The sequence below is a fragment of the Sanguibacter sp. Z6_81 genome (genome assembly GCF_057180625.1).
Genome location: NZ_JBXUFV010000002.1, coordinates 197,287 through 215,926 on the forward strand (window position 1 = coordinate 197,287; position 18,640 = coordinate 215,926).

18 protein-coding genes are annotated in these 18,640 nt (G+C 71.5%); 9 read left to right on the plus strand and 9 right to left on the minus strand.

The features are described from left to right. Positions 1-14 precede the first annotated feature (14 nt). Together AC2AXK_RS05880 and AC2AXK_RS05885 are read right to left on the minus strand one after the other, a co-directional pair. The gene (locus AC2AXK_RS05880; protein WP_484344424.1) at positions 15-614 is read right to left on the minus strand and encodes a hypothetical protein; all 600 of its coding nucleotides are present in this window, start codon (positions 612-614) and stop codon (positions 15-17) included. Positions 615-804: 190 nt separating this feature from the next. Then, positions 805-1,476, minus strand: coding sequence for a DUF1294 domain-containing protein (locus tag AC2AXK_RS05885; protein WP_484344425.1), 672 nt, complete (start codon positions 1,474-1,476; stop codon positions 805-807). A gap of 93 nt (positions 1,477-1,569) precedes the next feature. On the opposite strand from AC2AXK_RS05885, the gene AC2AXK_RS05890 reads away from it, so the two are divergent. The 5 genes from AC2AXK_RS05890 to AC2AXK_RS05910 all read left to right on the plus strand — a co-directional run bounded on the left by AC2AXK_RS05890 (position 1,570) and on the right by AC2AXK_RS05910 (position 7,106). Continuing rightward, positions 1,570-2,160 carry a DUF6318 family protein gene (locus AC2AXK_RS05890; RefSeq protein ID WP_484344426.1) on the plus strand — a complete coding sequence of 197 codons (591 nt, stop codon included), beginning with the start codon at positions 1,570-1,572 and terminating at the stop codon, positions 2,158-2,160. A 30-nt stretch (positions 2,161-2,190) separates the two neighbouring features. Continuing rightward, positions 2,191-3,042, plus strand: a complete 852-nt coding sequence (locus AC2AXK_RS05895) for a PKD domain-containing protein (RefSeq protein WP_484344427.1) — start codon at positions 2,191-2,193, stop codon at positions 3,040-3,042. Positions 3,043-3,061: 19 nt separating this feature from the next. Then, positions 3,062-5,611, plus strand: coding sequence for an ATP-dependent helicase HrpB (gene hrpB, locus AC2AXK_RS05900; protein WP_484344428.1), 2,550 nt, complete (start codon positions 3,062-3,064; stop codon positions 5,609-5,611). Between the two features lie 13 nt (positions 5,612-5,624). After that, complete coding sequence (ligD, locus tag AC2AXK_RS05905; protein WP_484344429.1) at positions 5,625-6,647, plus strand: non-homologous end-joining DNA ligase; 1,023 nt, start codon at positions 5,625-5,627, stop codon at positions 6,645-6,647. Between the two features lie 66 nt (positions 6,648-6,713). Then, on the plus strand, positions 6,714-7,106 hold the full coding sequence (locus AC2AXK_RS05910) for a VOC family protein (RefSeq protein WP_484344430.1): 393 nt from the start codon (positions 6,714-6,716) through the stop codon (positions 7,104-7,106). Positions 7,107-7,235: 129 nt separating this feature from the next. Here the strand turns inward: AC2AXK_RS05910 and AC2AXK_RS05915 are convergent, their stop codons facing one another. The 4 genes from AC2AXK_RS05915 to AC2AXK_RS05930 all read right to left on the minus strand — a co-directional run bounded on the left by AC2AXK_RS05915 (position 7,236) and on the right by AC2AXK_RS05930 (position 11,808). Continuing rightward, complete coding sequence (locus AC2AXK_RS05915; protein ID WP_484344431.1) at positions 7,236-9,368, minus strand: endo-1,4-beta-xylanase; 2,133 nt, start codon at positions 9,366-9,368, stop codon at positions 7,236-7,238. A gap of 214 nt (positions 9,369-9,582) precedes the next feature. Beyond that, entirely contained in the window at positions 9,583-10,644 is a 1,062-nt protein-coding gene (locus AC2AXK_RS05920) for an ATP-dependent DNA ligase (protein ID WP_484344432.1), read from the minus strand. Between the two features lie 62 nt (positions 10,645-10,706). After that, entirely contained in the window at positions 10,707-11,294 is a 588-nt protein-coding gene (locus tag AC2AXK_RS05925; protein WP_484344433.1) for a PilZ domain-containing protein, read from the minus strand. Positions 11,295-11,454: 160 nt separating this feature from the next. Then, complete coding sequence (locus AC2AXK_RS05930) at positions 11,455-11,808, minus strand: VOC family protein (RefSeq protein WP_484344434.1); 354 nt, start codon at positions 11,806-11,808, stop codon at positions 11,455-11,457. Between the two features lie 111 nt (positions 11,809-11,919). On the opposite strand from AC2AXK_RS05930, the gene AC2AXK_RS05935 reads away from it, so the two are divergent. Then, complete coding sequence (locus AC2AXK_RS05935) at positions 11,920-12,876, plus strand: oxidoreductase (protein WP_484344435.1); 957 nt, start codon at positions 11,920-11,922, stop codon at positions 12,874-12,876. Here AC2AXK_RS05935 and AC2AXK_RS05940 read toward each other — a convergent pair. Together AC2AXK_RS05940 and AC2AXK_RS05945 are read right to left on the minus strand one after the other, a co-directional pair. After that, the gene (locus AC2AXK_RS05940) at positions 12,870-13,937 is read right to left on the minus strand and encodes a hemolysin family protein (protein ID WP_484344436.1); all 1,068 of its coding nucleotides are present in this window, start codon (positions 13,935-13,937) and stop codon (positions 12,870-12,872) included. The genes AC2AXK_RS05935 and AC2AXK_RS05940 overlap by 7 nt on opposite strands. Then, positions 13,934-15,334 (minus strand): hemolysin family protein, encoded by a 1,401-nt coding sequence (locus AC2AXK_RS05945; protein ID WP_484344437.1) that lies wholly within the window; start codon positions 15,332-15,334, stop codon positions 13,934-13,936. Before AC2AXK_RS05945 ends, AC2AXK_RS05940 begins: the two co-directional genes overlap by 4 nt. Positions 15,335-15,546: 212 nt before the next feature. On the opposite strand from AC2AXK_RS05945, the gene AC2AXK_RS05950 reads away from it, so the two are divergent. Together AC2AXK_RS05950 and AC2AXK_RS05955 are read left to right on the plus strand one after the other, a co-directional pair. After that, positions 15,547-16,074 (plus strand): hypothetical protein, encoded by a 528-nt coding sequence (locus AC2AXK_RS05950; protein WP_484344438.1) that lies wholly within the window; start codon positions 15,547-15,549, stop codon positions 16,072-16,074. A 54-nt stretch (positions 16,075-16,128) separates the two neighbouring features. After that, complete coding sequence (locus AC2AXK_RS05955) at positions 16,129-16,428, plus strand: hypothetical protein (protein ID WP_484344439.1); 300 nt, start codon at positions 16,129-16,131, stop codon at positions 16,426-16,428. 65 nt (positions 16,429-16,493) lie between these two features. Here AC2AXK_RS05955 and AC2AXK_RS05960 read toward each other — a convergent pair whose 3' ends face one another. Beyond that, a complete protein-coding gene (locus tag AC2AXK_RS05960; protein ID WP_484344440.1) occupies positions 16,494-16,826 on the minus strand; it encodes a DUF3817 domain-containing protein in 333 nt (110 codons plus the stop codon). Positions 16,827-16,913: 87 nt separating this feature from the next. Between AC2AXK_RS05960 and AC2AXK_RS05965 the strand changes: the two genes are divergently transcribed. Next, on the plus strand, positions 16,914-18,620 hold the full coding sequence (locus tag AC2AXK_RS05965) for a methyltransferase domain-containing protein (RefSeq protein ID WP_484344441.1): 1,707 nt from the start codon (positions 16,914-16,916) through the stop codon (positions 18,618-18,620). The last annotated feature ends 20 nt before the right edge of the window (positions 18,621-18,640 follow it).

Sequence of the window (18,640 nt, forward strand, 5' to 3'; positions counted from 1 at the left end):
GGGCAGGTCCGCGGTCAGCCGCCCGGGCAGTCACCCGTCGTGCCGAAGCAGGCTCCGGGCTCCTTGATGGGCATTGGGACATCGTCGGCATAGCTGGTCAGACCGGAGACGATCTGGGCGGTCTCCTCGTGCCGGGTCGGCGTCAGCCCCTCGGGGCAGGTCACCTCGTCCGTGGTGACGTGCCCGCGTTCGCCGACGGTCCCGTACTGCGAGCCCACCGTCGCGACGATCCGCACGCACGCCCCGAAGATCTCGTCGCCGTAGGAGCCGTCCGGCTCGATCTCATCCACCGCGATCGCCACGACGACCGTGATGCTGTCGTCGTCAAAGCTCGACTGACTCTCCTCAGCCAGGCGGGCACCGACGAACTCCTCCACCGCGAGCTCCCCGGTTGCCTCCGGGGCACGGGAACGCACGGCGAGCATTTCCCTGTGCAGCCACCGGGCGACGCCCTCGACATCGGACAGGACCTCCTCACCGGGCGCGTCGATCCGTCGACCGTCGTCCTGCGCGCACCCGGTCAGGGCGAGCGCCGCTGCCAGCGCGACCAGGACGGCCGCTCGGGCAGCTGCGGACCGACGCGGTCGGCGCCGAAGGTGGTGATGACCGTACATCTCACTCCCGCGCCTCGGCCTGGTGGGTGTTCTTGATCAGTGGCGCGGCTCCGCACGCGAACGGAGCAGCACGGTGAGAGTACAGGTCAAACCGGACATCCAGGTAGGGGAGTGGCCCGCAATGAAAGGCGGTGGGGCGCCCGACCGGCGCGCCAGCCTCGTCCGGCGGGTGCGCTCATGCTCGGGTGACTCACCGCGCGTGCACGACCTCCGTCAGCTGGTCCAGGACCCCACTCGACACCGGTGAGCAGAGGAGCACGAGGGTGAGGACGTTGACGACGACGGTCAGCCAGAACACCCGACGGAAGCTCACCTTCGACGTCTTGTGCCGCAGGACCTCCTGAGCGACGACGGCACCGGGCCACCCGCCCAGCAGTCCGAGCAGGAGAAGCGTGCTCTCCCTCGTCCGCCACCTGCCGCTGATCGCCGCGCGCTTGTCCGCGGCATAGGCGGCAGCGCAGACGAGGCTCCACGCGATGTACCACCAGACCACCCACGCAGGCAGGGACCACACCTGGCTGATGACGAATCCCACGACGACGATCGCCGGGATGCTCCACCTCGCGACGCGTGGACGGGACGACGGCCGGGACGATCGCGCTGCCCGCTCGCGCGCGGCTGGGTGGCGTCCGGGTGTCGTTCCTGCAAGGTGGGCGCGGACCGCCTCGGGGCGACCGTCGCGGCCTTCGCCGGTCTCGAACCCGACGGCTGCGCCGACCGAGGGGCGCGCTGCTGTCCGCGGAAACGCGGTGGCATGGACGAACAGGTCAGGACCGCCGGAATCCGGGCGGATGAAGCCGAAGCCTCTGTCGTCGTTCCACCTGGCGAGGGTCCCGCTGCTCAGTGTCGAGGGTCGAGGCACGCGCAGAGCGTACAGGCGGGAGGCGGTGGTCGTTTGTCCACAGATCGGCGACGGGATGGCTTTCGTGGCTTTCTACCCCCTAGGGTCTGGCGCATGACACTGCTCGACGCGCGGCGCGGCGCTCTCGTTCTCCTCGGATGCCTCCTCGTCGTCGGCGGGTGCACAACTGACGAGGAACCCGAACCGGCACCGACCTCAAGCACCGCGAGCCCGACTCCGACGACGGAGCCGAGCGAAGCGCCGGTCATCGAGCCCCCCGAGAAGCCAGCGGCCATGGCCAACGACGACGAGGCGGGAGCGCGCGCGGCGGCGGACTACTTCCTGGCTCTCTACGGCTACTCCTTCCAAGCGGCGGACACCGCGCCGCTTGATAACTACTGCGACGACGAGAGTTCCTTCTGCTCGACCATCGTGGAGGAGGTCAAAGCCCAGACCATGGAGACCGGCCGCTATACCGGCGGAACTGTGCAGTGGGTGAGCGAACCCACGGCCGTCCTGACCGCGGGGACGAGCGGCTATGAAGTGTCGGGCTCCGCGATGCAAGAGGCGTTTGAAGTCACCTCCCCGGACGGTGATGTCATCCGCTCGGGAGAAGGCGACGAGCTCACGCTGGCAGTGTTCGTGTACTTCAAGGACGGTGAATGGCACGGCTTCGACGTCGTTACCGAGGATGGGGCGGAGTAGGTGGCTCAACGTGCCGACACGATCGCTCACATGGCATCGATCTGGTTGGTCGCGATGCTGGTCTTGGGTGTCGCGGGGAGCGCCAGTGCTGAAGAAGGTGACGGCAGGATCCGGGGCGCAGCCAGCGAGAGCTCCATCGGGCTTGAGGGGGTGAGGGATGCATTCGCGGACGTGCTTGAGCCTGGCGGCGTTCCCACTGCGACCGGCTACGACGTGGCGGAGACAGACCGGTGCACCGCCGGATTCCGTGGAGTCCCAACTGAGGGAATGATCGACTGCCTGTTCCAAGGCGTGGAAGATCTGGACGCCTGTGAGTCGGCTGAGCCTCCGGTGCTGGACCCCACTGACATCTCTTTTCGGCAGCCTGACGGGACATGGTCAGACCCCGAGTTGAACTCCGTTCTCGAGTGCGCAGCCACGGCGGATGCCATACCCATCACCGTGACGGAGGCGGACTTCCGTTCGCTGCCGCTCGCAGCGTCGTCGATCTCGGTGGGCCCGGAGGGTGGCTGGTTGCCGGTGAACATGGTCGTCGCCGTCTATGCGAGCAGCGACGCGCAGGTGCTTCCCACGACCGTCCTCGGGCAACCGGTCCTTGTCCGCGCCACGCCGACGCAGTATGCCTGGGACTTCGCGGACGGGAGCGCACCGCTCGTCACGACCGACCCGGGTGCCGCCTTCCCCGACCACACGGTCTCGCACGCCTACTCGCGGGCGGGGGACTACGTCGTCACGCTCACCACCACATGGGCAGGGGAGTTCTCCGTCGACGGCGGATCCACATATACGGACATCGATGGCACGGCGACGACCACGTCCACCGCACCGACTCTGTCGGTCACGGAGCTAAGGTCCCAGCTCGTCGACGGTCTCGTCACCTGAGAGCGGGCAGAATGCAGACGTGACTCTCGACCCCATCGCCCGGCTGCTCGCCGACCCGCCGGACCTGCCCGTCCGCGCCGGTCTCGCCGAGCTCGTGCGGGTCGTCGGGGATCGCGGCGTCGCCGTCATGCAGGCACCGCCCGGCACCGGGAAGACGACGCTGGTGCCACCCGCCCTCGCCGCAGGCGTCCCGGGCAGGGTCATCGTCACCCAGCCGCGGCGCATCGCCGCCCGCGCTGCGGCCCGCCGACTGGCGCAGCTCCTCGGCGAACCGGTCGGGCAGACCGTCGGCTGCACCGTCCGGGGCGAGTCCGCGACGAGCGCGGCCACCCGCATCGAGGTCGTCACCACGGGGATCCTGCTCCGGCGCCTGCAGCGCGACGCCGAGCTGCCCGGCGTGGGAGCCGTCGTCCTCGACGAGGTGCACGAGCGCCAGCTCGACGCCGACCTCACCCTCGCCCTCCTCGTCGACGTCCGGGCGAACCTCCGCGACGACCTCGCCGTCGTGGCCATGTCCGCGACCGTCGAGGCCACCCGGACAGCAGAGCTCCTCGGTGGCGGCAGCCCGGCCCCCGTCATCGAGGTTCCCGGCGCACTGCACGACGTCGAGACGCGGTGGTGCCCGCCACCGCCGCGCATCAGCGCCCTGGACGACCGCGGGATCACGCCCGCGTTCCTCGACCACGTCGCCGCCACCGTCCGCCGCGCCCTTGACGAGCGCACGGGGGACATCCTCGTGTTCGTCCCCGGTGCCGGGGAGGTTGGTGGCGTCACCCGGCGCCTCGCGGGCGTCGACGCTGACGTCCGGCCGCTGCACGGGCGGTTGCCCACACGCGACCAGGATCTTGCCCTCCGTGCCGGGCCGCGGCGTCGTGTCGTCGTCTCGACGGCCGTCGCTGAGTCCTCGCTCACCGTGCCCGGGGTGCGCGTCGTCGTGGATGCCGGGCTCTCGCGCGAGCCGCGTGCGGACCACCGGCGCGGTCTCGCCGGTCTCGTCACGGTCCGCGTGAGCCGCGCCGCGGCGGAGCAGCGCGCCGGGCGCGCCGGGCGGGAAGGACCGGGCGCCGTCTACCGGTGCTGGTCGCCGGAGGACCACGCGCGCCTGTCGGCGCACCCGCTGCCGGAGATCGCCACCGCCGATCTCACAGCCTTCGCTCTCGAGCTCGCCTGCTGGGGCAGCCCCGACGGCGCGGGACTCGCGCTCATGGACTCACCTCCCCAGGCGGCGATGACGGTCGCGCGGCACACGCTCGTCGGGCTCGGCGCCGTCCGACCGGACGGCACCGTCACCCCGCGCGGCCGGGACATCGCCGCGGTCCCCGCCGATCCCCGCCACGCGCGCGCCCTCCTCGACGGCGCAGACGCCGTCGGTCCGCGCCGCGCCGCCGAGGTCGTCGCGATGCTGTCCGACGACGCGCGCAGCCCGGGTGGCGACCTCGGCGCGGACCTGCGCACGCTGCGTCGGGGAGGGCGCGACGCCGCGACCTGGGCCGCGCAGGTCGACCGCCTCCGCCGAGCCGTCCCGCGCAGCACGAACCCACGCACCGCCGGGTCCGGCGGGCGCGGTCGTACCGGCCCATCCGCAGGCACCCCTCGGGGCGCCGGGGAGCTCTCGGACGACCTCACGGTCGGGCTCGTCGTCGCCCTCGCGCACCCCGACCGGATCGCTCGGCGTCGCCCGGGCGGCACGACCTACCTCATGGTGTCCGGGACGGGCGCCGCCCTCGCGCCCGGGTCCCCGCTCAGCGGCTACGACTGGCTCGCCGTCGCAGATGCTGACCGGACCGCCGGGCGCCGCGACGCGACGATCCGCAGCGCCGCCCCCCTCGACGAGGACCTCGCTCTCCTCGCCGCCGGGTCCGCACTGCGCGAGGACGACGACGTCTCCTGGTCCGACGGGCGCGTCGTCGCCCGCCGCACGACGTCGCTCGGCGCCATCCCGCTCACCTCCGAGAACCTCGCGACCCCGCCGCGGGACCGGGTCGTCGCGGCCGTCCGTGACGGCCTCGAGCGCGACGGCCTCGCCGCGCTGCCCTGGCGAGACGGCGCGGTCCGCCTCCGCCAGCGCATGGCGTTCCTGCACTCCGCGATGGGCGCACCGTGGCCCGACGTCTCGGATGCCGCACTCCTTGCCGACCTCGACACCTGGCTCGGTGACGACCTCGCCCGCATCCGCCGCGCACGGGACCTCGAGCGCATCGACGTCCTCGCCGCGCTGCGCCGCCTCCTGCCGTGGCCCGAGGCAGGTCGGCTCGACCAGCTCGCCCCGGAGCACCTCCCGGTACCCAACGGCCGGCCGGCACGCGTCGACTACTCCGGGGACCAGCCCGTGCTCGCCCTCCGTGTCCAGGAGGCGTTCGGGTGGTCGGCCGCCCCGGCGCTCGCGGACGGACGCGTGCCCGTCGTGCTGCACCTCCTCTCGCCAGCCCGCCGGCCGGTCGCGGTGACGGCGGACCTGCGGTCGTTCTGGGCGACCGGGTACACGCAGGTGCGCGGTGAGCTGCGGCGCCGGTACCCGAAGCACGCGTGGCCCGAGGACCCGGCCCTGTGGCGGCCCGGCGGCGCGTGAGTACGTTGGTCCCATGGCCAGCGAAGCGACCGTCCTGCCCGTGCCCGGACCCCACGGTGAGCGCGAGGTGCGGATCTCGAGCCCCAGCCGCGTGCTGTGGCCGGACCGCGGGATCACGAAGCTCGACCTCGCGCGGTACATGATCGAGGTCGGGGAGGCGTTCGTCGCCGCGAACGGCGACCGGCCGCTGTCCCTGCAGCGCTTCCCGGGCGGGATCGACGGGGAGCAGTTCTTCTCGAAGAACCCGCCACGCGGCGCCCCGGAGTACGTCCGTTCGGTGCCCGTCGTCTACCCCAGCGCCCGGTCTCACCCGCAGCTCGTCATCGACGAGCCCGCCGCCGCGGTCTGGGCGGTGCAGATGAACACCGTCGTGTTCCACCCGTGGCCCTCGCGTGCAGACGACTCCGACAACCCTGACCAGCTGCGCATCGACCTCGACCCCCAGCCCGGAACCGACTTCGACGACGCCGTACCCGTCGCCGTCGAGCTGCGGAGCGTCCTGGAGGAGGTCGGCCTCGAGGCGTTCGTCAAGACGTCAGGCAACCGTGGGCTGCACGTGTTCGCACCGATCGAGCCCGTCCACGAGTTCCTCGACGTGCGCCACGCGGTCATCGCCGCCGTCCGGGAGCTCGAGCGCCGGATGCCGGAGAAGGTCACGACGAAGTGGTGGAAGGAGGAGCGCGGGCCCCGCATCTTCCTCGACTACAACCAGGCCAACCGCGACCGCACGATGGCCGGGGCGTACAGCCCGCGCGCACTCCCGCACGCCTCCGTGTCCTGCCCCCTCACGTGGGACGAGCTCGAGACCGCGGACCCGACGACGTTCACCATCGAGACGGTGCCGGAGCGCCTGCGGGCGACGGGGGACCCGTGGGCGCGGATGCACGACCACGCCGGGACGATCGACGAGCTCCTTCGTTGGTGGGAGCGAGACTGCGCGAACGGCCTCGGCGAGCTGCCGTTCCCACCGGACTACCCGAAGATGCCGGGGGAGCCGCCGCGCGTGCAGCCCAGCCGGGCGCGCAAGCACGACTAGCCCGCGCCCGCACCACCGGGGCATGTCTCCTCACGGGCAGCCCGGCTCGGGTGACACACTCGTCAGGTGGCGGGATTTCATCATGTCGAGGTGTGGATCGCGGATGCCGAGCAGGCGCGAGCGGAGTGGGGCTGGCTTCTGAGGAGGTTGGGATTCGCTCTGGATGGCGAGTGGCCCGGCGGGCAGTCCTGGAGTGCCGGCGGTGCGTACCTCACGCTCACGACGTCACCGAACCTGTCATCCTCCACGCACGATCGACGCCGCGCAGGAGTGAACCACCTCGCGTTCAAGGCGAGCTCCGAGGCCGCGGTCGACACGATGATGCACGACGCGCCCGCGCATGGCTGGCAGCCGCTCTATGCGGATCGTTACCCGCACGCGGGTGGAGCAGACCACTATGCGGGCTGGCTCGAGAACGCCGCCGGGTTCAAGGTCGAGATCGTCGCTGACCTCTCCTGAGCCCAGGCCCAGGAGAGGCCCCGGCTGCGGCCGGGCGGCGTGGCAGTGCAGATGAGGTCCCTGGGTCGCGCTCGGACGCCCACCGACCCTGGTGGGCGGCGGGCGTCCGAGTGGAGCGACTGCGCGGGACTACGCGTCGCCGAGCAGTGCCTGGGTATCGCCGCGGCGCCGGCGGGAGACGACCACGGCCGCGGAACCGACCAGCAGGAGCAGCCCGCCTGCGAGCACCAGCCCCGAGACCGCGGACCCCGTCAGCGGGAGGTCGTCCGAGCGGCCACCGGCCGCTGACGCATCACCGGCACGTTCCGCGCCGCCAGCACCGCTCGCGGTCCCGCGACCGTCGGTGACGTCGACGCCGTTCCCGCCGTTGGTGCCGTCAGCACCGCCCGGCCCCGTGGTGTCGGGCACGCCAGGTCCACCGGGCTCACCCGGTCCGCCAGGTGTACCGGGCTCCCCGGGCTCCCCGGGCTCCCCGGGCTCCCCGGGCTCCCCGGGCTCCCCGGGCTCCCCGGGAGTACCCGGGTCAGCAGGTGTGCCGGGCTCCTCGGGCGCTACGGCCTCGCCCGGCCAGCTCACGAGCTGCTCGTCACCGTCGTCGGTCACCTTCTCCACCGCGATGCGGTTGATCGTGTACGCGCTGCCTCCGCCGCCGCCACGGATCCCGATGTTGCCGATGAGCCCGTCGGCCGGCTGCGACCCGTCGAGGGTGATCTCCGTGACGAGGTCGTAGGTGCCCATGTTGACCATGCCGTTGTTGAAGTACGCGGGGATGGTCGTGGCGACCTGGTCGGCCGAGTACGGGTGGTCGTTCACCGCCGCGCCGTCGGCGCTCGTGTAGCCGCCGTTGGTGTTGTCGCCGAGCCACCGCACCCGGAACGCCGTCGTTCCCTGTGCGGTGACGTTGACGGTCAGTCGGTAGGTCGCGTCCGGCTCGGGCCGGAAGGCCACCTCCTCGTCGTCCGTCGTGGACCACGGCCACACCGATGCGTCGTCGCCCAGGATGATGTTCGCGCCGGTCCAGGCGTCCCCGGCCGAGGTGTGGAAGACGTGGATCCCGGGAACCGGCTCGTGCTCGTCGCCGGCGCCCGGCACCTCGACGTACTCGTGCGTGGCGAGGAACTCCGAGGGGTACAAGATGCCCAGCAGCGCGAGCTTCGCCCGACCGTCGTAGTCGTACGGCATGGCGAACTCGCCACCCCGCCACCCGGTCTGGACGTCGCGCACGCCTGCCAGCTTCACCGCGGTGATCACGTGCGGGTTGCTCGTCGTGTTGGCCGGCCCGGCAGCGTAGTCGCGGTAGATCTCGAACAGCTCGGCGTACTTCATGCCCTGGTTGTTCTCGGCGGCGGGCGTCAGCACACCGGGAGGCACGCCGATGTCCATCTCCGTGATGTTGATCTCGATGCCCTCGAGCGTCGCGAAGAGCTTGATGTTCTCCTCGACGGCCTCGGCGTCGGTCGACAGGTTGTAGTGGCCCTGCATGCCGATCACCTCGATGAGCGGCTTGCCGTCGGGTCGCACGCCGGCGTAGCGCTCGTTGATGTCCTTGACCATCTCGTAGACGACGCGCGCCTTGGCCGGGGAATCGAGCCCGAAGTCGTTGTAGACGAGCTTCACGTCCCATCCGTTGGCGTCGACCACCTCGGCGGCCCGCAGGAAGGCGAGCTCCACCCAGTCAGCGCCCAACGCCTGGTACCAGCCCTCGCCCTTGGCCAGCGAGCCTCGCCAGTCGGCGGGGTCCGCGGTGCCCACCGCCTCGTTCACGACGTCGATGGCCACGAGGCGGCTCCCGTAGCGTTCGAGCACGGTCTCGACGTGGGTGTTGAGGTTGTCCAGCGCCACGGTGCGGTCGAACGTGCCCGGTTGGCCGAACCTGGCCGGGGGCGCGTCCCACATCCACGTGGGTGTCTGGGAGTGCCATGCCAGGGTGTGCCCGTAGAAGAGCAGGTCCGGGTTCTCCGCCGCGTGCAGGTCGAGGGCCGCGTCCGCCGCGTCGAAGGTGAACACGCCCTTGTCCCGTTGGGTGCTCTCGGGCTTCATCTCGTTGCCCGGGGTGTAGGACGCGTAGTTGTAGATCAGGCCGTCCATCTCGCCTCGGCCGAAGATGCCGAACGAGAAGTAGTCCTCGTAGGCGTCCTTCATCGCCGGGTAGTGCTCGAACGTCTGCCCGCTGGGCGGGAGGGCTGGCTCGGCGGCCGCGACGACCTGGCTGCCGGCCCCCAGGGTGGTGAGTGCGACCATCCCCGCGAGCAGGGCTGTCATGACGGCACGAGGTGCACGCTCGCGGCCGGGCTCGGTCGGTGTGGCTCGTTGTCGATCGGACACAAGGATTCCTCCGGTGATCTCCCTGGTGCGCGGCCCTGCGCAGCCCGGGTCGGCGCAACGCGTGCTTCGTTGCAAACGTTGTCATTGCGTGTCATATCACCCTAGGGCGCACCAGCAGCGGGGGTCAAGGGGTGCTGGCCGGAATGCCGGGCTACGCGAGCACCCGGTCGAGGTCGTAGGCGACGGGCGTCTCAAGCTGCTCGTAGGTGCAGGACCGCGCGTCGCGGTCGGGCCGCCACCGCAGGAACTGCGCGGTGTGCCGCAACCGGTCACCCTCCATCTGGTCGTACCGCACCTCCACGACACGCTCCGGGCGCAGCGGCACGAACGCCGTGCTCCGGCCCGAGGAGAAGCGGCTGCGTTCGGTCTCCGCCGCGACGATCTCGCCGTCCTCGTCGCGCAGGACGAACGGCTCGAGCTCCTCGACGAGCTCGAGCCTGCGCTTGTCCGTGAAGGCTGACGCGCCACCGACGTTGCGCAGCCCACCGCCGGCGTCGTACAGCCCGAGCAGAAGAGAACCCACGCCGCGCCCGCTCGCGTGCACGCGGTAGCCCAGGACGACGAGGTCCGCGGTGCGGTGGTGCTTGATCTTGAGCATGACGCGCCTGCCCGGCGCGTACGGCGCCTCGAGGGGCTTCGCGACGACGCCGTCCAGCCCGGCGCCCTCGAACTCCACGAGCCAACGACGCGCGACATCGACGTCGTGCGTCGTCTGGCTCAGGTGGACCGGGGCGCCGACCCCGGCCAGCAGGCCCTCCAACGCGGCGCGGCGCTCCCGCAACGGGGCGTCGAGCATCGACTCGTCCCCGCGGGCCAGCAGGTCGAACGCGACGAACGACGCCGGGGTCCGGCTCGCGAGGGTCCGCACCCGGCTGGCAGCCGGATGGATGCGTTGGGACAGCGCGTCCCAGTCGAGCCGCTCGGCTCCCGGCTCGCCGCTGCGCAGGACGATCTCGCCGTCGACCACGCACGGGCCCGGCAGCAGGCGGGCGAGCGCCTCGACGAGCTCAGGGAAGTACCGGGTGAGCATCTTCGACCCACGGCTGCCGATCTCGACCGACTCGCCGTCGTAGTAGACGATCGCGCGGAAACCGTCCCACTTCGGCTCGTACAGCAGACCCCCGTCGACCGCGTCCGGCTCCGGGACCGCGGGCACCGCCTTGGCGAGCATGGGGGAGACCGGGGAAGCAGGCGAGACGAGCACAGGGTCCATGCAGCCGATCCTGCCGTACCTGTCCGGCGCCGGCGCGTCAGCACCCCGGACGGTCGGCCGTGTCAGTCCCGGACCTGGCGGTTGCGCATCTGGCTCTGCAGCACGTAGCTGCGGATGCGCTGCGCGACGGCCTCGGACGGCTCGTACACGACGACGACCTCGGCGGGGTACCCCTCGATCTGCGGCAGCAGGCGCAGCACGTGACCTTCGAGGTCGAACGTCTCACCGCCGAGAACGATCTGCAGCGACACCGTGTCCTGGGGGAGGAGATCGGGCGAGGGGAGCTGCAGGCGTGCGCCGCGCTCGCTGACGTCGGCGACGGTGCCGTGCACCGTGTGCGGCTCAGGCGCGTCGACGGGCGCGTCCTCGGCGTCGGCCCCGGGGCGAGCGATCCGCGTGACGCTCACCGGTTCCCCGCCGCCGCCCCGCACGTACCGGCGGTCCTGGGTGATGCTCACCTGGCCGTCCGTCTCGAGGTCCCACTGCAGACCCCCGTCGGTGCGACGGCCCAGGAACACCGACCCGATGCTGTGGCGACCACGGGCACTGTGCCAGCGCACCGTCACCGGCGCCCCCGGTGCCGGGAGATCGCTCAGCAGGACGTCGTGCGGTGTGAAGACGCTGATGCTGTACCCGTCGGTCCGGTCCACCCACGTGGTGTAGGAACGGTCCGCGGAGGTAGCGACCTCCACCTGGTGCCCGACCGGGGGCGTGGCCCACCGCGTCACGAGCTGCCCCCAGGGCGCACAGTCGTCATGTCCATGCCATCGGCCACCGTCCTCCCGGGATTAGCAGCCCGCGAACGCTGGTTCACGGCAGGACCAGGCAGAAGGGATGCCCGGCCGGGTCCGCGTAGACGCGGAACCCCTCCTCCGCGCTCGACAGGTGCCGTGCCCCGAGCGCCAGGACGCGCTCTTCAGCAGCGTCGATGTCCTCGACCTCGAGATCGAGGTGGAACTGCTGGGGACGGGCCGGGTCCGGCCACTGCGGGGGCACGTGGTCCGGCGCGTGCTGGAACGAGAGCTTCCACCCCTGCCCGGAGTCGAGGTCGATCCAGTCCCCGTCCTGCCGCATCCGGGAGAAGCCGAGGAACGCCTCGTAGAACCGCGCGAGAGTCTCGGTGTCGGCGGCGTCGAGGACGACGGAGTTCAGGCGAGCGATCATTCCCTGATCCTGCCGCGCGGCTTCCTCCGACGCCAGCCCCCCACGCGTATCTGTGCGCAGGCACGTGCCCGAGCACGGTCGTACGCTGGCCGGACTGTCTGCGGAGGTCCCATGAACACCACCAGCTCGTCCCAGTCCGAGCCGCACGCGTCCGAGTCCAGCGCCTGGTCTGCCGACGACATCCCTCCTCTCGACGGCAGGCGGGTCGTGGTCACCGGAGCCAACAGCGGCATCGGTCTCCAGACGTCGCTCGCGCTCGCGGCCCACGGTGCCGAGGTGACGATGGCCTGCCGTGATGCCGCTCGTGGGCGTGCGGCGGCCGACCGCGTGCGACGCGTGACGGGGTCCGACGCCGTGGAGCTCGCCCGGCTCGATCTCGCGGACCTCGCCTCGGTCCGGGAGTTCGCCAGCGCGTGGGAGGGGCCGCTCGACGTGCTCGTCAACAACGCGGGCGTCATGGCCGTGCCGCACTCGCGCACGGCCGACGGGTTCGAGATGCAGCTCGGCACGAACCACCTCGGTCACTTCGCGCTCACAGGTCTGCTGCTGCCTGCGTTGCGGCGTCCGCCGGCGGCACGGGTCGTCACGGTGACGAGCAGCGCCCACCGGTTCGGCCGCATCGACCTCGACGACCTCCAGGGGGAGCGACGCTACGGCGCGTGGCGGGCGTACGGGCAGAGCAAGCTCGCGAATCTCCTGTTCACCCGTGAGCTGGACCGCCGGTTGCGGGCGCACGACGAGACGATCGTGGCCGTCGCGTCGCAGCCGGGCCTCGCGGCGACGAACCTCTCCGCGAGCGTCGAGTCGCGCTCGCTCGTCTCCAGGTTGATGGCGGGTGCGTTCCGGCTCGCGGAGCGCAGGATCTCGCAGACCGACGCGGCGGGCGCCCTGCCGACGCTCTACGCGGCGACGATGCCCGACGTCGTGGGCGGCGAGTACTTCGGTCCGTCGGGGGCGATGCAGAACGGGCCGACGACGCGTGAGACGCCGTCGGCCCGCGCACGTGACGACGTCATGGCCGCGCGCCTGTGGGCGGTGAGCGAGGAGCTCACCGGCGTGCACTACTGAGCGGCAGCCGCCTGCTCGTCGAGGACCGTGGTGGCGTCGGTGACCTCGCCGATGAGCTCCTCGAGGATGTCCTCGAGGAACAGCACGCCGGTCGTGCGCCCCTGCGCGTCGAACGATCGCGCGACGTGCGAGCCCGACCGACGCATCGTCGCCAGGGCGTCCTCGAGCTCGGACTCGCGGTACACGGCGGCGAGCCGGCGGATCCGCTTCGTCGGGACGGGCGCCGTGAACTTCTCCGGGGAGGACAGGCTCAGCACGTCCTTGAGGTGCAGGTAGCCGGTGGGTGCACCTGACTCGTCGCTGACGATGTACCGGGAGTAGCCGTGCTCGGAGACGGCGTGCTGGACGTCCGCCGGTGTCGCGCCCGCGGGCAGGACGACCATGTCGTCGATCGGTACCTCGACGTCGAGCACCCGCTTCGCGGTGAACTCGAACGCCGCCGACAGCGTCCCCGAGGTGTCGTCCAGCACGCCCTGACGGGTGGACTGCTCGACGATGTTCGCCACCTCGTCGAGCGTGTACGTGCTCGTCGCCTCGTCCTTGGGCTCCACGCGGAACAGGCGAAGGACGCCGTTGGCGAGAGCGTTGAGCGTGAAGATCACGGGCTTGAACACGCGCCCGACGAGCACGAGCGGCGGCGCGAGGATGAGCGCTGCACGGTCCGGCACCGAGAACGACAGGTTCTTGGGCACCATCTCGCCGAGGACGACGTGCAGGAACGTCACGAGGATGAGCGCCGCAGCGAAAGCGATGACGCTGATCGCATCCTCGGACAGGCTGGTCGCGGCGAGCGGGATCTCGAGGAGGTGGTGGATCGCCGGCTCGGCGACGAGGAGGATGAGCAGCGAGCAGATGGTGATGCCCAGCTGGCTCGTGGCGAGCATGAGCGTGGCGTGCTCCATCGCCCACAGGGTCGTCTTCGCAGCCTTGCTGCCCTGCTCGGCGCGGGGCTCGATCTGGGAGCGCCGCGCCGAGATGACGGCGAACTCGGCGCCGACGAAGAACGCGTTGACGGCCAGCAGGACGACGAGCCACAGGAGCCCTGGCAGATACTCGCTCATGAGATGTCCTCGCTGATCCGGTCGACGACCGCGTCGTGCTTCGCTGTCCGCTCGGCGGCGGCACCGGTGGCCGCGGCCGCTGCGGCGTCGGGCGCCTCCGGGGCGGGCAGGTGGGGGATGAACCGCAGGCGGTCCACGCGGGCGCCGTCCATCCGCTCCACCCGGATGACGCCGCCCTCGACCTCGACCTCGTCCCCGACCTCGGGCATGCGGTCGAGGCACTCGACGACGTATCCGGCGACGGTCTCGTAGTCGCCGTCGTCGGGGACGTGGACGTCGGCGCGCTCGAGGAGCTCGTCGGGGCGCAGGCTGCCCTGGAAGGACACGGACCGTCCGGTGCGCAGGACCCCGACCCGGGTGCGGTCGTGCTCGTCCTCGAGCTCTCCGACGATCTCCTCGACGAGGTCCTCGAGGGTGACGAGGCCCGCGGTGCCGCCGTACTCGTCCGTGGTGATCGCGATCTGGAACCCGCTGCGGCGCAGGAGCACGAGCAGGGTGTCCACGCGCATCGACTCCGGCACGTAGGGCGGGTCGACCTTGAGCTCCTCGGCGAGGACGGACTCGCGTTCGTCGAGGGGGATCGCGAACGCGTGCTTGACGTGCACGACGCCGATGAGGTGGTCGACGTCCTCACCGACGACCGGGAACCGGGAGAAGCCGGTGGAGGTCGCGAGGTCGATGATCGTCTGTGCCGTGTCGTCGGCGTGCACGGTGGTCATGAGCACGCGGGGGGTCATGACCTCCGAGGCGTCGTGCGCGGAGAACCGCAGCACCCTGCTGAGGAGGACGGCGTGGTCCTCGTCGAGCATGCCCTTGAGCGCCGAGCGGCGCACGAGCGAGCTGAGCTCCTCGGCCGACCGCGCCCCGGAGAGCTCCTCCTTGGGGTCGATGCCCAGGCTGCGGATGATCGCGTTCGCCGTGTTGTTGAACAGCAGGATCACCGGCTTGAACACGGTGGTGAAGAGGGTCTGGAAGGGGACGACGGCCTTGGCGGTCGCGAGCGGCAGCGCCAGGGCGAAGTTCTTGGGGACGAGCTCACCGATGACCATGGAGAAGAGGGTCGCGACGAGGATACCGAGGACGCTCCCGACGGCGGTCAGTGCCCCGTCCGGCAGACCGGTGGCTTCGAGGGGTGCGCGCAGGAGTGCGCTGACAGCCGGCTCGAAGGTGTACCCGGTGAGGAGTGTGGTGAGGGTGATGCCCAGCTGCGCGCCGGACAGGTGCGTCGAGGTGATGCGCAGGGCGGCGATGGTGCGTCCGAGACGCTTCTCGCCGCGTTCCTGACGCGCCTCGAGGTCGCTGCGGTCGAGGTTGACGAGCGCGAACTCGGAAGCCACGAAGAGGCCGGTGCCGATGGTGAGGACGAGGCCGATCCCGAGGAGGATCCATTCGTTCAACGGAGTGCCCCCTCGTGACCGAGCGCCGGCCGGCTGGCCGTGCGTTCACGACGGGGCGTGGGACTGTGGGAAGGAGGGTCGTCCATAGTCTGACGATCCTATCGCCCCGTGAGCCATCCGTCGGGGCGGGCGGCGTCCGGTTCGTTCCAGTTGCCGGGTCCGTGGGTGAGCCGCACCCTTGGTGGGTTCCTGTCGGTCATCTGGAGGTTTCCATGTCACAGCGCAACACCCTCTCCCGCATCGCCCACGACATCGGTCTTGCTGCCTGGTTCGGCGGTGCACTCATGGGGGCCGTCGGCCTCAACGGCGCCGCGGCGGCGGCGAAGGACCCGACAGAGCGGCTGCGCCTGTCCTCGCTCGGCTGGGCCCGGTGGACACCCGTGGTCGTCGGGGCCGTCGGCCTGCACAGCCTCGGCAGCCTCGGACTCATCGCGGGCAACAAGAAGCGTCTCGACGCGCAGCCCGAGGCGCGGTCCAACACGGCGATCAAGACGATCGTCACCGTGGCCGCGGCAGCCACGACCCTCTACTCGGGTCTCGTGGGCAAGAAGCAGGCCGCGCACGCCGGTGAGGGTGCGAAGGGCGCGACCGAGGCGTTCGCGGGGAGCTCCTCGGAGCTCGAGTCGGCGCAGAAGCAGCAGGCGACCCTGCAGTGGATCGTCCCGGTTCTCACCGCGGTCCTCGTCGCGCTCGCGGCGCAGCAGGGCGAGCAGCAGCGTGAGGCGCGCACGCGCCGCTAGGTCGACCACGCGCCCGCACCGGGCGTGAGAGACGGGACGGGCCCGTCACGCGGTATGCGTGACGGGCCCGTCGTCGTCCTGTCAGACGGTGGTGGGACGGTGGTGCTCATGGCAGCCTGCGACGTCCCGGACTACTCGAAGCTCGTCGTCAACCGTGGCGAGTTCCGGCCATCGACACCCATCGATCCGCCGCGCCCGGTGCTCGTGCGGACCCTCACCTACGGCGGCGAGGTCGAGACCCTCGTCCTCGAGGCCGTGGGGACCGCACGCGGTCACGTGTGCGTCAACCAGTCCGTGCACGGGTGGCCGTCGTGGAAGGCGTGGATCCCTGCCGCGGAGTGCCGCCCCGTCTAGCGGGCGCAGAGGCCCCTGGCGCGTGGAGCGGCCCGCCGAGGCCGGTGCCGACGCGAAGGGTCGAGCTACGCGGCGACGCGGGCCGCGGCCCGGCGGCTGGCCTCGAGGTATCCGCGGCGCTCGGCCCAGCGGTCGAAGACGATGGTGCAGAACGGCGGGATGGCGGCGACGAGGCCGACAACCTGCGTGCGCAGCGGCCAGCGGTACCGCACGCCGACGACGATGGTCATGAGCACGTAGGCGATGAACGCCCCACCGTGCATGGGCCCGAAGATGTGGACGCCGATCTCGCTGCCGCTGCCGAGGTACTTCACCGCCATGCCGGCGAGCAGTCCGGCCCAGGTGAAGGCCTCGAAGATGGCGACGATGCGGTAGACGAGGGGGAGGGCGCGATCCATGCACCGACCTTCTCACGCACGACGAACGGGACGGCAATCCTCGCGGTGTGCCTTGCGCCACGCCCCACCAGGTGGCACCGTGCGGGCGTGACCACCCCCTCCCCGCACACCGTCGCTGCCCGCACCGCCGTCCCCGACGCCGCAGCGGTGCCTGACCCGCTGCCCACATCCGCCGTGCGGTACGTCCTCTTCCCCGGGCGCCACCACCTCGTCACGAGCTTCCAGGTCGCGTACCTGCGGGCGTTGCTGCGCGGCGAGGTGACGGACACGCGGGGCGTCGCGGTGACGTGCGCCCCGGACGTCGAGCTCGTGTGGGCGGTGACGTCGGCGACGCACTCCGGTACGCGTCGCAACCCCGTCCCGGCGCACCGCCGCGAAGCGCTCATCGAGCGGGTGTCGGTCGCGGAGGACCTGCCGTCGGTGGTCGCCCCGATCGCCGACGTGCCACCGAGCGACCGGTTCGCCCGGACCGTCGTCGCGGGTGTGGAGGCGACGACGGGCATCACGCTGACCCCGCAGACCACCGTCGTCGCGTGCTCGACCCCGTCTGTCGCGGCTCTGTATGCCGCGGAAGGTTTCCGGATCGCCCCGGTCGAGGAGGGGCACCCCGACAGCCCGGCGCGTCCGTGGGACGTCCTCGAGCTGCTCGCGGCGGACGACCCGAGATGGCGGGAGCTCGCGCACCCGCAGACCGTCGCGTACGTCGACCGCAACCGCCTCGCCGGGGCCATCCGCCTCGTGCACCACGACCCGACCGTCTCCGCGGAGGGGGACCTCACCGAGACGCGTGACTACGGCACGTACACCGCGGACTTCGACGGTGCGTCCGACCGCAAGTGGGCGCAGGTGGCGCCGTACGTGCAGCCCGGCCGTGTCGTGGACCTCGGCTGTGCCGCCGGCGGTCTGCTCGAGCGCGCGGCGCGGGCCACGGAGCTCGGGGAGTCGGACCTCTACGGGGTGGACGTGTCCCGGCACCTCGTCGCCGAGGCCGAGCACCGCAAGGCCCAGGGAGTGTTCGCCAACCCCAACGTCTTCTTCGCGCAGCGCAACTTGCTGCGTGCCCCGGTGTTCCCCGAGGCCACGGTGAACACGACGCTCACTGTGGCGCTCACCCATGAGATCTCGAGCTATGGCGCAGGGGTGCCGGACCTCGAGCAGCTCGCCCGGCGCATCTACGAGCACACCGCACCGGGCGGGGTGTGGGTGTGCTCGGACGTGCTCGGGCCCGACGACCCGGACCGCCTCGTCCACCTGCGTCTGGAGGCCTCCCCGCGCAGCGACGGCCCGGCGACGACGTACACGCCGGTGGACCTCTCCGGCTGGTCGGCGCCCGACGTCGCCGCGCACGTCGCGTCCTTGTCCCCGGCGGACATGCTCCGCCAGTTCTCCCGCGACTTCCCGGCGCTCTCCGGCGGCCGCTGCGACGTCCGCTGGCTCGAGTCCACGGGCGACCCCGGGGGCACGGAGGACGCAGCGGACGGCTCGCGCCAGACGGAGGTCGCCGAGCTGACGTTGCGCGCCGCCATGGAGTTCCTCTACACGCGCGACTACACGGAGAACTACCTCTCGGAGTGCCACGAGCGCTTCTGCGACATGACGTACCCGGACTGGGTCCGCCTGCTCACGGCGGCGGGCTTCACGCTCGAGCCCGGCAGCGGTCCGTGGCGCAACGACTGGCTCGTGGAGAACCGGCTGTCCGTCGGGGCCAGCCTCACGGATGCCCGCACCGGCGGGGACGTCCCGTGGCCGGACACGCACGTCCTGTTCGTCGCGCGCCGCCCGGTCACCGCCTGACGGACGGGGCCGCTGGGCGC

Bases quoted from the DNA above. Each gene is read 5' to 3' on its own strand.
- AC2AXK_RS05950 (WP_484344438.1), top strand. From the start codon at position 15,547: ATGTCACAGCGCAACACCCTCTCCCGCATCGCCCACGACATCGGTCTT.
- AC2AXK_RS05960 (WP_484344440.1), bottom strand. From the start codon at position 16,826: ATGGATCGCGCCCTCCCCCTCGTCTACCGCATCGTCGCCATCTTCGAG.
- AC2AXK_RS05890 (WP_484344426.1), top strand. From the start codon at position 1,570: ATGACACTGCTCGACGCGCGGCGCGGCGCTCTCGTTCTCCTCGGATGC.
- AC2AXK_RS05915 (WP_484344431.1), bottom strand. From the start codon at position 9,368: ATGACAGCCCTGCTCGCGGGGATGGTCGCACTCACCACCCTGGGGGCC.
- AC2AXK_RS05940 (WP_484344436.1), bottom strand. From the start codon at position 13,937: ATGAGCGAGTATCTGCCAGGGCTCCTGTGGCTCGTCGTCCTGCTGGCC.
- AC2AXK_RS05880 (WP_484344424.1), bottom strand. From the start codon at position 614: ATGTACGGTCATCACCACCTTCGGCGCCGACCGCGTCGGTCCGCAGCT.
- AC2AXK_RS05895 (WP_484344427.1), top strand. From the start codon at position 2,191: ATGGCATCGATCTGGTTGGTCGCGATGCTGGTCTTGGGTGTCGCGGGG.
- AC2AXK_RS05935 (WP_484344435.1), top strand. From the start codon at position 11,920: ATGAACACCACCAGCTCGTCCCAGTCCGAGCCGCACGCGTCCGAGTCC.
- ligD (WP_484344429.1), top strand. From the start codon at position 5,625: ATGGCCAGCGAAGCGACCGTCCTGCCCGTGCCCGGACCCCACGGTGAG.
- AC2AXK_RS05920 (WP_484344432.1), bottom strand. From the start codon at position 10,644: ATGGACCCTGTGCTCGTCTCGCCTGCTTCCCCGGTCTCCCCCATGCTC.
- AC2AXK_RS05955 (WP_484344439.1), top strand. From the start codon at position 16,129: ATGCGTGACGGGCCCGTCGTCGTCCTGTCAGACGGTGGTGGGACGGTG.
- AC2AXK_RS05930 (WP_484344434.1), bottom strand. From the start codon at position 11,808: ATGATCGCTCGCCTGAACTCCGTCGTCCTCGACGCCGCCGACACCGAG.